The organism is Rhodophyticola sp. SM2404 (assembly GCF_053570515.1).
In genome coordinates this window covers 418018-430176 of the sequence record NZ_JBSEDL010000002.1, presented here as the reverse complement: position 1 = coordinate 430176, position 12159 = coordinate 418018, and the positions used below count along the sequence as shown (strand labels likewise).

Here is a 12159-nt window from a genome sequence, read left to right as displayed (position 1 = left end):
AGTTTGTCATGGATTTAAAGCCTCATGCCGCAAGGGAACAGGCCAAAAACGGCATCTGAGACGCTGTTACGCGGCGTCTTGTCTTTGTTGGACCTTAGCGGTTTGCGCCTGGAACCCACAAAACATCGTCCTTGCCGCCATTATTTGCGACACGACCCACGACAAAAAACCAATCCGACAGACGGTTGAGGTATTTCACACCATCCGGATTGACCGATTCCATCGTGGCCAATTCGACGCTCATCCGTTCGGCGCGGCGGCAGACGGTTCGGCACATATGCAGATAGGAGGCGAGAGCGCTGCCACCGGGCAAGATAAAGCTGCGCAGCGGCTCAAGCTCTCCGTTCATCTCGTCAATTTCGCTCTCAAGACGGGCGACTTGGGCCGCAACGATCCGCAAGGGTGCGTATTCGCGCTCGCCGTCTTTTTCCATATTCGGAGTGCAAAGATCGGCACCCAGATCGAACAGGTCGTTTTGAATGGCGGCAAGGCGCGTGGCCATTTCACCTTCGGCATGCAGGCGCGTCACACCTAGAATGGCGTTCAATTCATCGACTGTGCCATAGGCGGCCACCCGCATGGAATGCTTGGCCACGCGGCTGCCATCGCCAAGTGCTGTTTCGCCGTGATCGCCAGTTTTGGTGTAGATTTTGTTCAGGACTACCATTGGATTTGTTTCAGCCTCCTTGGCCGCGGAGATAGACAAATGCGATGATCACGAGGACCGCAACGAATTGTGCGATCAGGCGCCAGCGCATGAATTTATTCGATTGTTTTGCGCTTTCTGCCGTGCCGCGCCGAAAGGCGTTCAGCCCAAGCAACAGTGCCACAACGACCGCAAGGCAAGCGATGACAACAATGATGAAAAGCGGGTCGTTCATGGGGGTGGTCCCTTCTTGTGACGTGCTTTTAGTGACTTAGGCGAGAAATCCGCATTTGCCACTGGCTGACGAAGTAATTTCTTGACGGGCTGGGGTCGAAACGCCTCGGGCGCACTTCTGTTCAGACCCGTGAGGTTATCCAATCAAGCGCGCGGGTTGGCAAAAGTCTCTTGAGCGCGCCCATGATATAGGTGGGCGTCGTGATGTAATAGCGCGGCTTGGGGCGGCGGCTTTCAAGGAAGTGGATGACCTTTTTCGTGACAGCCTCGGGGGGCAGCTCAAACGGGTCGGGGCCGCTATCCTCATATAATCGCGGGATAAGCGCTTCGCGATACTGCTCTGTACGGGCCGAGTTTTCCCAATCGATCCAGCGCTCGAAATGCGGAATGGAATTCACGCGGATTTTTGATGTCACAGGGCCAGTATTGAGAAGTGTGAAATGGATCGGGGTATCGCGCATCTCGATCCGCAGAACATCGGTCAGGCCTTCCAACGCGTATTTCGTGCTGACATAGGCCCCGCGCCATTTCAGGGGCACCAGCCCAAGCACCGATGAATGCTGGATAATCCGCCCATGCCCCTGCGCCCGCATAATCGGGATGACACGGCAGGTCAGGTCATGCACGCCAAAAAGATTGGTCTCGAATATCTCGCGCAGCCCCCCGCGCGGAAGATCTTCCACCGCGCCGGGCATTCCGAATGCACCGTTGTTGAACAGCGCATCCAGTGTTCCGCCGGTCAGCGCAAGTGTTTCTGCCAAGCCCGAGGCAATGCTGTCAGGGTCGGCATAGTCCAGTTGAACCGCTTCAAACCCATCTGCTTTGAGGGCCGCGACATCCTCAGGCTTTCGCGCGCTGGCGATTACGCGCCAGCCATGATCGCGTACGCCGCGCGCCACAGTGGCGCCGATACCTGATGAACATCCGGTGATAAGTATGGTTTTCGGCATGTTGTACTCTCAAGACCTCAAGGGGTTTTGGTAGGAGAGCACGACGCCAAGCGCAATGCCTCAGGTCAGGGAGGCCGTCAGGAAGCGGCTGGCCATATAGCCTGTCTGGCCCGTTGCGATATCGCGAATATGCGACCACCCATTCCCGAGGTCTTCGATCAGCTCGATGCTTGCGCCATAGCCGACAGCGCCAACAACCGCATCCGATGTGGTAGGGCCGCTGCGCATATTTACCATGCTGCCCGAGACATAGACGATTGCAAGTTCAGGGGTGGTGTCCGCGCTTGTGCCGATCTCAGCAGGGGCAGAGGTTGGGGCGGAGGCCTGTTCTGGGCGAAGCGACAGAACGGTTCCAAGGTCCAGCTCAGCAGGCCTGATCACTGCGGCGATCTCAAGAACACCGCCATTTGCGAGCATAAGGGTGTCCTGCGGATCAGCATTTGCGGCTGTGGCGACATCTTGGGTTGTCGTGGATGGCGGCGCGATGACCGCGCTTGGCTGGAAATCCGACCGCGCAACGATGTCAGGTTGCGACGTCTGCGCGTCGTGGTCGCCCCAAATCACCATCGTAAGGTACAGGCAGGCACATAAAATTACTGTCAGCTTGATCAATGAAGCGTCCCCCAACGCGAAATATCAAAAGGACCTCTACCCTATCTAAAGCCACATGCCATCCAGAAAAATAAATTTTCTGCACAGCATGTTTCTTGTCCCTCCCCGTTCCTTTGCGTATCACCACTGCAATGAATGAGCAGCCTGACCCAACTGATGATCGCCAATCCTCCGAGTCGCTGAGCCGTGCCATCGGTTCGCGTTACTTGCAGTATGCGCTATCCACCATCATGCACCGCGCGCTTCCTGATGCGCGGGACGGGTTGAAACCTGTGCATCGCCGTATCCTTTTTGCGATGCGCGAATTGCGCCTGTCACATAATGGGGGCTTCCGGAAATCCGCGAAAATCTCGGGCGATGTGATGGGCAATTACCACCCGCATGGCGATGCCGCGATCTATGACGCGATGGCGCGCTTGGCGCAGGATTTCAACGTGCGCTACCCGCTGGTCGATGGTCAGGGCAATTTTGGCAATATCGACGGCGATAACCCTGCTGCCAGCCGCTATACCGAAGCGCGCATGACCGCAGTGGCCGAGGCCCTTCTGGAAGGGCTGGACGAGGATTGCGTTGATTTCCGCCCCAATTATGACGGCACCCTGAAAGAACCCGAAGTGCTGCCCGCAGCCTTCCCGAACCTGCTGGCCAATGGCTCAAGCGGGATTGCCGTGGGCATGGCGACGAATATTCCACCGCATAATCTGGATGAATTGGTCAATGCATGTTTGCACCTGATCAAGACCCCCGATGCCCGCGACGAGACCTTGCTGAACTATGTACAGGGCCCCGATTTCCCTACAGGCGGCATCATTGTTGAGCCGCGCGAGAGCATGATGGAGACCTACCGCACAGGGCGCGGCGCGTTCCGTCTTCGTGCGAAATGGGAGGTTGAGGATCTGGGGCGCGGGACATGGCAGATCGTTGTCACCGAAATTCCCTATCAGGTTCAGAAATCCAAGCTGATCGAGAAGCTGGCCGAAGTCATCCAGACCAAGAAAATCCCGATCCTTGGCGATGTCCGCGACGAGAGCGCGGATGACATCCGTATTGTGCTTGAGCCACGCTCCAAGAATGTCGAACCCGACGTTCTGATGAGCATGCTCTACCGCAATTCCGATCTGGAGACGCGGTTTTCGCTGAATATGAATGTGCTGATCGACGGGCGCACGCCCAAGGTTTGCAGCCTCAAAGAGGTTCTGCGCGCATTCCTTGACCACCGCCAAGAGGTGCTTTTGCGCCGGTCGCGCCACAGGATGGCCAAGATTGACCACCGTTTGGAGGTGCTTGAGGGCTTTATCATCGCCTTCCTCCATCTTGACCGCGTGATTGATATCATCCGCTATGATGCCGCGCCCAAGGATGCTTTGATGCGCGAGGATTGGGGCCGTGATTTCACGCGTGCGATCTCGGAGGCGGATTACCAATCACCGCCCGAGGGCGCTGGTGAATTATCCGAAGTTCAGGCCGAAGCCATCCTCAATATGCGCCTGCGCAGCCTGCGCCGCTTGGAAGAGATGGAGTTGGTCCGTGAGCGCGAAGCGCTGATGGAAGAACGCGCAAATCTTGAAGATTTGTTGGAAAATGACTCGATCCAATGGGCGAAAATTTCCGATGAATTGCGCGATATGCGCAAGAAATTCGGCAAGACCAGCCCCGGAGGAGAGCGCCGCACGCAATTTGCCGAGGCGGGTGAGGTCGAAGACGTTCCGATCGAGGCGATGATCGATCGCGAACCGCTGACAGTGGTCTGCTCCAAGATGGGCTGGATCCGCGCGATGAAGGGCCATATCGACACCTCTCAGGAATTGAAATTCCGTGATGGGGATGAGGGCCGTTTCGCCTTTCATGCCGAGACCACCGATAAATTACTGGTTTTCGGCAATAATGGCCGTTTTTACACGATTTCTGCCACAAATTTGCCCGGAGGGCGTGGGATGGGTGAACCTGTCCGCCTGATGGTGGATTTGCCCAATGAGGTCGAAATCGTGGATCTGTTCGTACACAAAGCTGATGGCAAACTGCTGGTCGCCTCCTCTGCAGGAGACGGCTTTGTGGTGTCTGAGGCGGATGTGATCGCGCAGACGCGCTCTGGCAAGCAGGTGCTGAATGTGAAGGATGCAGTGACCGCCAAGGTCTGCAAACGCCTTGCATCCGGTGATGATCACATCGCCTGTGTTGGAGAGAACCGCAAGGTTCTGGTATTCCCCCTTGAAGAGCTTCCCGAAATGGGACGCGGCAAAGGGGTTCGCCTGCAAAAGTACAAAGATGGGGGCCTTGTTGACGCCCGCAGCTTTGCTCTGTCCGAAGGCTTGAGCTGGAGTGATCCGGCAGGCCGCACGCGGACGGAGACCGATTTGACCGAATGGGTGGGCAAGCGCGCCAGTGCGGGCCGGATGGCCCCGCGCGGCTTTCCACGGGATAATCGGTTTACTTAAGGGGTCACATGTCAGCTCTCAAAACGCGGTTCTCAGGTGACCGTGGCGTCTTATTCCAGATCGCTCTGAAGGCGGGTCTTCTGACGGCTCTAACGCTTGGTATCTACCGGTTCTGGCGGATCGCGCGCTTGCGTCGCTATTATTGGTCAGCCGTGAGACCCGGGGGGCATCCTCTCGAATATACAGGCACGGGTATTGAAAAACTGGCGGGCTTTTGCATCGCGGTGATCATTCTGGCTGTCATCTTGCTGTTGGTAAACATGGCCTCGATCGGGGCGATGATCGGTTTGGCCGAGGCCCTGCCTTGGTGGATGGCCACAGGGGTTTCCTTCGCGCCACTGGTGCTGATCCCTCTGATCTACATGGCGAAATACCGCATGCGCGCCTATATGGTCTCGCGCACAAGATGGCGCGGCATTCGGTTTGGAATGTCGAAAGGTGCATGGGGCTATGCGTGGCGGGCCTGTATGTATTGGCTGCTCAGCATCATGACGTTTGGCCTGCTATGGCCGTTAAAAACCTATCAGCTTGAAAAATATCTGACGGACCGAACATGGTATGGCACCGCGCGTTTCACCCAATTTGGCGGGCCATTCTCGCTCTATGGGCTTTTTGCGGCGGTGCCTTTGGCATTTATCGCGGGGGTCGCGGCCATTGGGTGGGGTGTTTATTCGGCTGGTCTGACAGGCATGGCCGATTTGACCGCCGCCAGTGAACTGACCTTTGAAGCCGAGCAGATTGTCTGCTTCGTGATGGGCGGCTTTTTTCTGCTATGCTCGGCGCTCTTCTTCATCAATTTCAATGTGGCGGCTATTGGCCTTCTTGCCTCGATGAAAGTGCTTGGCGATGGTGTGGAGTTCGACCTGCGCCCGCGCGTCGGCAAGGTGATCTCGATCTATGTCTTCGGGAACCTGATCTCGTCTATCCTGATCTCGCTTGTGTCGCCTGTCATCCTCGGGCTTGTGCTTTTGCCGCTCGTGTTCTCCGGCAAGGTCGATCCCGGGTTATTGTTTAACCAACCCGCCAATATCGCAGCCCTGATTGCGGTTTTGACATGGGTTACCGTGTTCATCCTCTATGGCGTGTTTCGCGAGGCGTTTATCACCTTCCCGCTGTTCAAACATGTCTCGCAAACTTTCGAAATACATGAAGCCGAGCTTCTCGAAACAATCCGCCAGCGGGATAATGATGCCCGCAGAGAAGCAGGCGGTTTCGCTGACGCCCTAGATGTAGGAGCGGCATTCTGATGAGCGGCCCAATGAACAAAAATACCGAGTTTAACGCGAAAATGGCTCTGACCTTCGCGGAGTATTTCGACGGGATCAGCCCGCGTGCGCAACGCGTCTCACTTCGGTTGCGTGTCGATGCCGACGAGCTGGAGATGCAAAATTCCGAGACCCAAAGCACGACAATCTGGCGCTTGTCCAAAATGCGGCGCTTTGACGGGCTGGCGGATGATAGCAGCATGACCTTCGCGGCCAATAACACCGACCCCGCGCGCCTTGTTGTGGACGAGGTCAATGCGCTCAGGGCGATTCTGACGGCCAATCCGAATATGAAGGTGCAGGGCTCGGACCCGAAAAAGGCGCGTAAGGCCTTTGCCTTTGCGGGTGTCGCACTCGGCATGATTGCTGGTTTGGTGTTTTTTGCCGTGCCCACATTGGCTTCGCGGGCAACCGATATGGTCCCGCCCGAGCGCGAGATCGCCTTTGGCGAGCAGATGTTTGGCATGATCTATGCGCAAGCAGGCTACCGCCAATGCGCCAACCCCGCTGGTCAAGCGGCCCTAGATCAGATGGAGGAAAGGCTCAGCGCCAATGCCAATATCGGCCTGCCCTTAACCATTCGCGTCATCAATGACCCCATGCCGCAGGCCACGGCCCTGCCGGGGGGGCATATCACCATCTATTCGGGTCTGATCGCGCAGGCTGAGAACCCCAATGAGGTGGCGGCTGTGCTGGCTCATGAGATCGGCCATGTCGCACATCGCGACGGCACGCGCGCCGCGCTTCAGGCGATGGGGTCCTTTGGCTTGGTCGGCTTGGCCTTTGGCGATGTCTTTGGAACAACGGCCGTTGCGGGTGTCACCCAAAGCCTGATCTCCTCCTCGCATAGCCGCGAGGCCGAAACCAATGCCGATGCCTATGCCCATAGAATGCTGGAGAATGCAGATATCTCGCCGCGCCATCTGGCAAGCTTTTTCACCCGTCTTGAAGAAGAAGGCATGGCAACGGATATTGGCGTGTTACAGCATCTCTCGTCCCACCCCGAGTTGGCGGACAGGATTGATGCGACCATGACGGCGGCAGATGATGCGATGCTGGGGGATCAAATGATCCTGTCGGATGCGGAATGGGCAGCGCTGCGGACAATCTGTGGTGGTGGCGCCGCTCCTGCCAAATCCTGAGGCAGGGTGCGGGTCTAGACGCGTTCGACTTCCAGCCAGACGCCGCCTTCGGGCCTGAGTGTCAGGATCATCACGGGCTTGGGTTCTTTGCCTTTGATAGATTTGAAGCGGAACCGTGCCAGCATGGAGGCCAGAATAACGATGGCTTCCTGCATGGCGAAAGCCGCGCCGATACAGATGCGTGGGCCATCCCCAAAAGGCAGGAATTGGTAGCGATCAATGGCGCTGCGGTTTTCCCAACGCTCAGGGCGGAATTCATTGGGCGCATCCCAGAGCTTGCGGTGCCGATGCACACCATAGACGGGAATGATAACGGTATCCCCTTGCCTGACTTGGGCGCCTTCTAACTCATCATCAGCCTGCGCCGTGCGCGACAGAAAACCGCCCGGCGGGTAGAGCCTCAGGCTTTCCTCGATCACTTGGCGAATGAAGGGCAGGTTTTCGACATCCTTCGCTTCGGCAATTCTGTCGCCCAAGACGGCTTGCGCCTCGTCACGTGCCTTTGTCTGTGCCGCGCTGTCGCCTGCCAGCAAATACAGCGCCCAAGCCAGTGTGAGCGCGGTGGTTTCATGGCCTGCAACGATGAAGGTCAGAAGGTTGTGCCGCATCTCCTCGGTTGTCATGGCGCGCCCTGATTTCGGGTCTGCGGCGTCAAGGATCAGATCAAGCAGATCGATCTGTTCGCTGCTGCCGCTCTTGCGCCGCTCGTCTATCGCTTGGTCCAATTGGGATTGCACATGTGACAGCTGCGCGGCGGCGGCTTTGCGGCCAGGGCGAGGAATCCATGGAGGCGCACCCACCATGTCGAGCATCGAAATCCGCGCGGCTTGGTCGATATAGTGATCCAAGGCGGCGCTCGCCTCGGCACGGTCCACGGTTCCGTCTTCGCCAAGCGATACCCGCGTGATGATATCATAGGTCACGCTGGTCATTTCCTCGAGGCAGTTCACACCGCGCCCGATATGCCCCTCCATACGCTGGCAGGCGGCTTCGGCGGCAGCCGACATGACAGGGGTCAGTTGCGCGACATTGCGTGCCGAGAATGCAGGTGCTGCGGCCCGCCTTTGCCAGCGCCAATTGGCCCCTTCTGCGGTGAAAAGGCTCTCGCCGATGGCGGGTTCCAAAACGGCTTTGGTTGCGGTGGATTTTGGGTAATTCTCAACGTTTTCCAGAAGGATTTTACGGATCGCTTTGGGCATCATGACCATATGCCAACGCTGCGGGCCTGTCCGCCCCGAAATAATGTCACGATCCAGCGCGGCATCGGGGATGATTTCAAGGATATTGCGCCTTGCGGCCTGATAGCTTTCCCAAAGGCTCATCCGCTCGATCGGCAAAGCTGCTGAAACTGGTTCGGCCATCACGTTTCTCCTTTCTCTGGGAGATAGACTTGATCGCGCCGAGTTCAACGCAGATGCGTTGCGCGAAAGGGCTGGCTAGGCTATCTCGGTGCGGACCGTTCCCCTATCCGGAGACGCATATGCGCCTTGTTGCCCGCCTTTCGACCCTTGGTTTGATTTTGTTTCTCGCGGGATGCGCGGCACAGGACCCTCTGGATGAAGAATTGCCTGAAATGGGCGATTTCCGCCTCGCCTATAATATCGTGGTGGCGGATAACATGCAGCAGGTTCCGCCCTCCCGAAATGCCACGCCTGATGAGTGGGAGGCGATTTTAACCTCCGAAATCGAGCGCCGCTTTGATTCCTATGAGGGCGACCGCCTCTATCACATTGCCCTGAATGTGGATGGCTATTCTCTCGCCCCTCCCGGAATTCCGGTTTTGCTTGCGCCGAAATCGATTCTCGTGGTTTCGGCAAATATCTGGGATGACGCCGCAGGTGAGAAACTGCATGACGAGCCGAACCAGATTACCGTATTCGAGGGCGCCTCAGCCGCGACTGTGATCGGGTCGGGTTTTGCGCGCAATCGTGAAGAACAGATGCAAATTCTTGCCCGTAACCTCGTGCGGCGTGTGCAATTGTGGATGCTGGAGAACCCCGAATGGTTCGATATCGACCCCGAGATCGCAGCAGAGGCGGTCGAAGAAGTGGCCGCGATTGCGGTTGCATCCGAGGGCGAAGTTCTGAGCGAAACACCAGATGAAGCCGTGCTATCTGAGGGCGCTGATGCTGCGCTTATCGAGCCGCTTGAGGCTTCCGTTGAAGGCGTCTCGGCGGCCCCCGCCTGTGATCCCGCGACATCGCTGGTTCTGCCATGCCCGCGCCCCGAGCAACCTGTTGGGGACCCCGCAGGGCAGACAACTGTGCAAACCCTGCCATAAAGCGTCGTTCAGAGATGGGTGGGTGCATCTGATCCCTTGATTTTTCTCTCCAAGCCTCGTAACGACCGCGCCATGTTGAATCGGGCTCTTATTCGGCCCCCCAATGCATGAGGCGCAAGGGCGATGGCAAAGGAAAAGTTTGAACGTACGAAACCGCACGTTAACATCGGCACGATTGGTCACGTTGACCATGGCAAGACGACACTGACGGCGGCGATTACGAAGTATTTCGGTGATTTCCAGGCATATGACCAGATTGATGGTGCGCCTGAGGAAAAAGCACGCGGCATCACGATCTCGACGGCTCACGTTGAGTACGAGACCGAGGCACGCCACTACGCGCATGTCGACTGCCCTGGCCACGCTGACTATGTGAAGAACATGATCACTGGTGCGGCTCAGATGGATGGTGCGATCCTCGTTGTGAACGCGGCTGACGGCCCTATGCCCCAGACCCGTGAGCACATCCTTCTCGGCCGCCAGGTGGGTATTCCCTACATGGTTGTTTACATGAACAAGGTTGATCAGGTTGACGACGAAGAGCTTCTCGAGCTCGTCGAGATGGAAATCCGTGAACTGCTGACCTCCTATGAGTATCCTGGCGACGATATCCCAATCGTTAAGGGCTCTGCTCTGGCGGCGATGGAAGAGCGTGACGCTGAGATTGGTGAGAACTCGATCCGTGAGCTTCTCGAAGCTGTTGACACCTATATCCCGACACCGGCACGTGCAGTTGACCTGCCGTTCCTGATGCCAATCGAAGACGTATTCTCGATCTCTGGTCGTGGTACTGTTGTGACTGGCCGTGTTGAGCGTGGCGTGATCAATGTTGGCGACGAGATCGAAATCGTTGGCATCCGTGACACGACCAAGACGACCTGTACTGGTGTTGAAATGTTCCGCAAGCTGCTTGATCGCGGTGAAGCGGGCGACAATATCGGTGCACTTCTTCGCGGTGTTGACCGTGAAGGTGTTGAGCGTGGTCAGGTTCTTTGTAAGCCTGGTTCGGTTAAGCCGCACACGAAGTTCGAAGCAGAAGCCTATATCCTCACCAAAGAGGAAGGTGGCCGTCACACGCCATTCTTCGCGAACTATCGTCCACAGTTCTACTTCCGCACCACCGACGTCACTGGCACTGTTCAGCTGGCTGAGGGCACGGAAATGGTTATGCCAGGCGACAACGTCTCCTTCGGTGTTGAGCTGATCGCTCCCATCGCCATGGAAGACGGCCTGCGCTTCGCGATCCGCGAAGGTGGCCGCACAGTCGGCGCCGGCGTCGTATCTAAGATCATCGAGTGATCTGATACCAATCCAGATATCGAAAAGGCCGCTCCTTCGGGGCGGCCTTTTTGTATCCAGAGCTAAAGAAGTTTCAGAGTTGTGCGCCGCTATGGCCCACCTTGAGATCGGCCTCTAGCGCGCAGTCATCCATAAAACCTTCCAGCGCCTGCGCCATGGCTTGTGCCTCGGCATCCGACATGCGTTCGGGAACCTCGGCATCCCAAATGCGCCATGTCAGGGCAAGGCGGGTGAAGGGCAGGGGGAACATCAGGCTGTCCCATGTTGGCCAAGTGACAAAGCGTTTGGCCGAGAAGGTGAAATTCACAACAGGCACCTGCGAGACCCGCGCCCATTGAATGGGGGTGAGTTTGGCTTTGCGGGCGGGGCCACGGGGGCCGTCAGGCGATATCCCGATTGAAATGCCCTGCTTTAGCCCCTTCAGGACGGTGCGCATTTCGGCAGCGCCCAACACGCCTTTGGGCATTGGCATGGTCTCATACCCGAAATGGCGGTGCACCCAGCCCACCAAACGCCCTGCGCGCGCATTCGAGGTCAGACTGCGGCAGGGAGCTTTTTCAAGGTCGAACATGTAAGGCGTCATCATTAGGCGTTGATGCCAGCATACGATGATAATCGCGCCATGGGCCTCCAAGGCGGCAGCGACCGCATCCCAGCCGTCTTCTTCGACATGGCTGGTTGCACGCACGAAGCCTGACCATTTGGCAAAGAGGCCCGCCACGATCTGGTTCATGCGATCCGAGTTCGCAATTGAGGTTCGAAGGTTTTTTAGCATTGCGCAGGACTTGGCCTATCATGCGCTTGTGGTCAATGCGCGGGAAGGTTTTTGGCCGCATCGCCGATTCCCCGCGCCAATCCTCTTGCATTGCCCAAGGCGCGAGGCTAATGACTGCCTCGGCCTTAGGGGTATAGCTCAGTTGGTAGAGCAACGGATTCCAAATCCGTAGGCCGCGGGTTCGAATCCTGCTGCCCCTGCCAAGGCCAATCCTGCAAAAACGATCCTTGGGTCGCCCTGCGCCCGCGCAAAGGCGCGAGAGGGTGCCTTGCGCCCGGGTCCATGTGATCGTATATGCCCTTCATTCCGTGATATGGGACAGATCAATGACAAACCCTCTTCAGTTCATCCAGCAGACCCGCTCCGAGATCGGCAAGATCACATGGCCTACACGCCGTGAGGTTCTTTTGACGACGGCGATGGTGTTCATGTTGGCGGTTGTGTCAGCCATTTTCTTTTTCGGAGTGGATTGGCTGATCCGTCAGACGCTTGAATTGATCCTGACCACCTTCTCGTAAGG

The 12159-nt window shown here is 57.3% G+C and carries 12 protein-coding genes and 1 tRNA gene; 7 read left to right on the top strand and 6 right to left on the bottom strand.

Annotated elements, in window-relative coordinates; all coding sequences use genetic code 11:
- Positions 1 to 94: 94 nt before the first annotated feature.
- From ACTYEO_RS05120 to ACTYEO_RS05105, 4 genes are all read right to left on the bottom strand, one after another.
- The gene (locus tag ACTYEO_RS05120) at positions 95 to 667 is read right to left on the bottom strand and encodes a cob(I)yrinic acid a,c-diamide adenosyltransferase (RefSeq protein ID WP_449322628.1); all 573 of its coding nucleotides are present in this window, start codon (positions 665 to 667) and stop codon (positions 95 to 97) included.
- A gap of 10 nt (positions 668 to 677) precedes the next feature.
- Positions 678 to 881: a twin transmembrane helix small protein gene (locus ACTYEO_RS05115; RefSeq protein WP_449322627.1), complete on the bottom strand. Its 204-nt coding sequence runs from the start codon at positions 879 to 881 to the stop codon at positions 678 to 680.
- A 121-nt stretch (positions 882 to 1002) separates the two neighbouring features.
- Complete coding sequence (locus tag ACTYEO_RS05110; protein WP_449322626.1) at positions 1003 to 1830, bottom strand: SDR family NAD(P)-dependent oxidoreductase; 828 nt, start codon at positions 1828 to 1830, stop codon at positions 1003 to 1005.
- Between the two features lie 60 nt (positions 1831 to 1890).
- On the bottom strand, positions 1891 to 2442 hold the full coding sequence (locus ACTYEO_RS05105; RefSeq protein ID WP_449322625.1) for an SH3 domain-containing protein: 552 nt from the start codon (positions 2440 to 2442) through the stop codon (positions 1891 to 1893).
- 131 nt (positions 2443 to 2573) lie between these two features.
- Here ACTYEO_RS05105 and ACTYEO_RS05100 point away from each other — a divergent pair, with 131 nt between their 5' ends.
- From ACTYEO_RS05100 to ACTYEO_RS05090, 3 genes are read left to right on the top strand one after another with little or no spacing between them, the layout of a single operon-like run.
- The gene (locus ACTYEO_RS05100) at positions 2574 to 4877 is read left to right on the top strand and encodes a DNA topoisomerase IV subunit A (protein ID WP_449322624.1); all 2304 of its coding nucleotides are present in this window, start codon (positions 2574 to 2576) and stop codon (positions 4875 to 4877) included.
- 8 nt (positions 4878 to 4885) lie between these two features.
- Entirely contained in the window at positions 4886 to 6124 is a 1239-nt protein-coding gene (locus tag ACTYEO_RS05095; protein WP_449322623.1) for a DUF898 family protein, read from the top strand.
- 11 nt (positions 6125 to 6135) lie between these two features.
- Complete coding sequence (locus ACTYEO_RS05090; protein ID WP_449322622.1) at positions 6136 to 7284, top strand: M48 family metallopeptidase; 1149 nt, start codon at positions 6136 to 6138, stop codon at positions 7282 to 7284.
- A 14-nt stretch (positions 7285 to 7298) separates the two neighbouring features.
- Here the strand turns inward: ACTYEO_RS05090 and ACTYEO_RS05085 are convergent, their stop codons facing one another.
- Positions 7299 to 8645 carry a cytochrome P450 gene (locus tag ACTYEO_RS05085; RefSeq protein ID WP_449322621.1) on the bottom strand — a complete coding sequence of 449 codons (1347 nt, stop codon included), beginning with the start codon at positions 8643 to 8645 and terminating at the stop codon, positions 7299 to 7301.
- A gap of 119 nt (positions 8646 to 8764) precedes the next feature.
- Between ACTYEO_RS05085 and ACTYEO_RS05080 the strand changes: the two genes are divergently transcribed.
- Both ACTYEO_RS05080 and tuf read left to right on the top strand, forming a co-directional pair.
- Entirely contained in the window at positions 8765 to 9565 is an 801-nt protein-coding gene (locus ACTYEO_RS05080; RefSeq protein ID WP_449322620.1) for a hypothetical protein, read from the top strand.
- A 123-nt stretch (positions 9566 to 9688) separates the two neighbouring features.
- Positions 9689 to 10864 carry an elongation factor Tu gene (gene tuf, locus ACTYEO_RS05075; protein ID WP_449322605.1) on the top strand — a complete coding sequence of 392 codons (1176 nt, stop codon included), beginning with the start codon at positions 9689 to 9691 and terminating at the stop codon, positions 10862 to 10864.
- A 73-nt stretch (positions 10865 to 10937) separates the two neighbouring features.
- Here tuf and ACTYEO_RS05070 read toward each other — a convergent pair whose 3' ends face one another.
- A complete protein-coding gene (locus tag ACTYEO_RS05070; RefSeq protein WP_449322619.1) occupies positions 10938 to 11639 on the bottom strand; it encodes a lysophospholipid acyltransferase family protein in 702 nt (233 codons plus the stop codon).
- Positions 11640 to 11766: 127 nt separating this feature from the next.
- On the opposite strand from ACTYEO_RS05070, the gene ACTYEO_RS05065 reads away from it, so the two are divergent.
- A tRNA-Trp gene (locus ACTYEO_RS05065) sits at positions 11767 to 11842 on the top strand.
- A 123-nt stretch (positions 11843 to 11965) separates the two neighbouring features.
- Positions 11966 to 12157 carry a preprotein translocase subunit SecE gene (secE, locus tag ACTYEO_RS05060; protein ID WP_449322618.1) on the top strand — a complete coding sequence of 64 codons (192 nt, stop codon included), beginning with the start codon at positions 11966 to 11968 and terminating at the stop codon, positions 12155 to 12157.
- Positions 12158 to 12159: the final 2 nt, after the last annotated feature.

Coding starts and splice junctions, on each gene's coding strand:
- ACTYEO_RS05095 (WP_449322623.1), top strand. CDS start 4,886: ATGTCAGCTCTCAAAACGCGGTTCTCAGGTGACCGTGGCGTCTTATTC.
- ACTYEO_RS05110 (WP_449322626.1), bottom strand. CDS start 1,830: ATGCCGAAAACCATACTTATCACCGGATGTTCATCAGGTATCGGCGCC.
- tuf (WP_449322605.1), top strand. CDS start 9,689: ATGGCAAAGGAAAAGTTTGAACGTACGAAACCGCACGTTAACATCGGC.
- ACTYEO_RS05120 (WP_449322628.1), bottom strand. CDS start 667: ATGGTAGTCCTGAACAAAATCTACACCAAAACTGGCGATCACGGCGAA.
- ACTYEO_RS05115 (WP_449322627.1), bottom strand. CDS start 881: ATGAACGACCCGCTTTTCATCATTGTTGTCATCGCTTGCCTTGCGGTC.
- ACTYEO_RS05070 (WP_449322619.1), bottom strand. CDS start 11,639: ATGCTAAAAAACCTTCGAACCTCAATTGCGAACTCGGATCGCATGAAC.
- ACTYEO_RS05090 (WP_449322622.1), top strand. CDS start 6,136: ATGAACAAAAATACCGAGTTTAACGCGAAAATGGCTCTGACCTTCGCG.
- ACTYEO_RS05080 (WP_449322620.1), top strand. CDS start 8,765: ATGCGCCTTGTTGCCCGCCTTTCGACCCTTGGTTTGATTTTGTTTCTC.
- ACTYEO_RS05100 (WP_449322624.1), top strand. CDS start 2,574: ATGAATGAGCAGCCTGACCCAACTGATGATCGCCAATCCTCCGAGTCG.
- secE (WP_449322618.1), top strand. CDS start 11,966: ATGACAAACCCTCTTCAGTTCATCCAGCAGACCCGCTCCGAGATCGGC.
- ACTYEO_RS05085 (WP_449322621.1), bottom strand. CDS start 8,645: ATGGCCGAACCAGTTTCAGCAGCTTTGCCGATCGAGCGGATGAGCCTT.